The sequence below is a fragment of the Candidatus Contendobacter odensis Run_B_J11 genome (genome assembly GCF_000531125.1).
In the GTDB taxonomy this organism is placed as follows: Bacteria; Pseudomonadota; Gammaproteobacteria; order Competibacterales; family Competibacteraceae; genus Contendibacter; species Contendibacter odensensis.
The window spans coordinates 1-1,513 of the sequence record NZ_CBTK010000110.1 but is presented as its reverse complement, the minus strand read 5'-3'; the positions used below and the strand labels follow the sequence as shown (position 1 = coordinate 1,513).

3 protein-coding genes are annotated in these 1,513 nt (G+C 37.7%); all 3 read left to right on the top strand.

Translation table 11 applies throughout. From position 1 onward, the window contains the following. Nucleotides 1–77: 77 nt before the first annotated feature. The 3 genes from BN874_RS08425 (at nucleotide 78) to BN874_RS22410 (ending at nucleotide 1,487) form a co-directional block, all read left to right on the top strand. Nucleotides 78–290 (top strand): hypothetical protein, encoded by a 213-nt coding sequence (locus tag BN874_RS08425; protein ID WP_034432059.1) that lies wholly within the window; start codon nucleotides 78–80, stop codon nucleotides 288–290. A 116-nt stretch (nucleotides 291–406) separates the two neighbouring features. Further along, nucleotides 407–1,087, top strand: a complete 681-nt coding sequence (locus BN874_RS22415; protein WP_051497599.1) for a hypothetical protein — start codon at nucleotides 407–409, stop codon at nucleotides 1,085–1,087. Continuing rightward, on the top strand, nucleotides 1,068–1,487 hold the full coding sequence (locus tag BN874_RS22410) for a hypothetical protein (protein WP_154724821.1): 420 nt from the start codon (nucleotides 1,068–1,070) through the stop codon (nucleotides 1,485–1,487). Before BN874_RS22415 ends, BN874_RS22410 begins: the two co-directional genes overlap by 20 nt. The last annotated feature ends 26 nt before the right edge of the window (nucleotides 1,488–1,513 follow it).

Below are 1,513 nucleotides of genomic sequence, written 5' to 3'. Positions count from 1 at the left end.
TTCTGTAAATTTTCCCGTGATAGTAAATTAGCATATACTGATAAGAGAAACTTTTTTCTTCCTCTTGGAGAATATTGATGCCTACCATCGAACTCACGCTTCGAGATGATCAGGGTCATATTATTGATCGTCGATCCCTAAAGAGATACCCGCTTGATTGGAAAAGCCGAAGTTTCCATGATATTGAAGGTGCAGTTGAGGATTTTAAGCGAAATGCATTACCTGATATTGAAGCAGATTTACTGGAAGCCGCCCAATCGGCTTTTATTAAAGATAAAAAAAAGACCTAATTTGTAATGGTAGAACGCCGATAGTAATTAAAACGCTTCATGGGCGATTTGAGTTTAAAGTACAGCGATTTAAAGACTCTCTCGCTCCGAGTCAACCAGAGGAGACTTATTTTGATTTGACGGATCAATTTAAAGAACGGTATATCAGTGATCGACTCCAAGAATTTTCGGCCTATTATAGTAATCGTTTGAGTTATGCGCAGGTTGCGAATCTGATCAGTCGAGTGACAGGAGATCGGCAACTCAGTGACCAGAAGGTTCGACAACTTGTTGTTGATAAAACGGTAGAGATCAGCCAAAGATTACAAAATGAAGTGAAAGAACAATTGAGTAACCCTGAACTGATTTTTCCAAAAATTAAAGAAGAAATAGAGATTTATAATCCTAAAAGTCGAGAAATTTTAGTCTTTGAAGATGCGATTCAAGTCCGAGGTCAGAAATTAAATCGCGTTCATAAACAAATAGTTAAAAAAGATTCTCATCTTAATGATGTTAAAAAGAAGTCGTCACCTGTCTTTGCAAACATCATCATGCTTCAAAAGAAAAATAAAGAGTTTGAATATATGATGGCTCCAATTAATGATCAAGGACAAGAGATCATTTCTCTTCCTGATGTTCTTAAAAATCGCGTCCTGCAGGAGTATGGAAAGGAATCCGAGCCACTCCCGATTGTCGCCATTACAGATGGAGCTAAAGTCATTCGTCAGGATTTATATGCAGTGTTTGGAACTCTGCTGGTTATTATTTTAGACTGGTATCATTTAGGTAAGAAATTTAATGAGTATGATTGCACTTAATAAAGCAGACAAAGACCGCCATTTAAAGTTCATGTTTTATCATCTGTGGCGCGGGGAAATCTATACCGTTTTAGATTATTTGAGAAAAAAAGTTCAGGCTAAAAACGAAGAAAAATATCTTGAACTCATCGGTTATCTTGAAAAGCATCGAGATGAAATTATTGATTATCAACTTCGTAAAAAAGCAGGTAAAATGATAGGGAGTGGCCTTATTGAAAAAGGCTGCGATCAAATCATTGGACACCGTCAGAAGAAAAAAGGCATGAGTTGGCGTGAAACGGGGAGTCTAAGCTTGGGTATACTCAGAGTCGCAGAACTTAATAAGCAATGGGAACAGCTTTGGTTTCCCGCCGAAGCGGCGAACGACTCAATGAGCTTACAGTGGGTTTCAAATTTATAAGCAATCACGGGAAAATTTACAGGAGG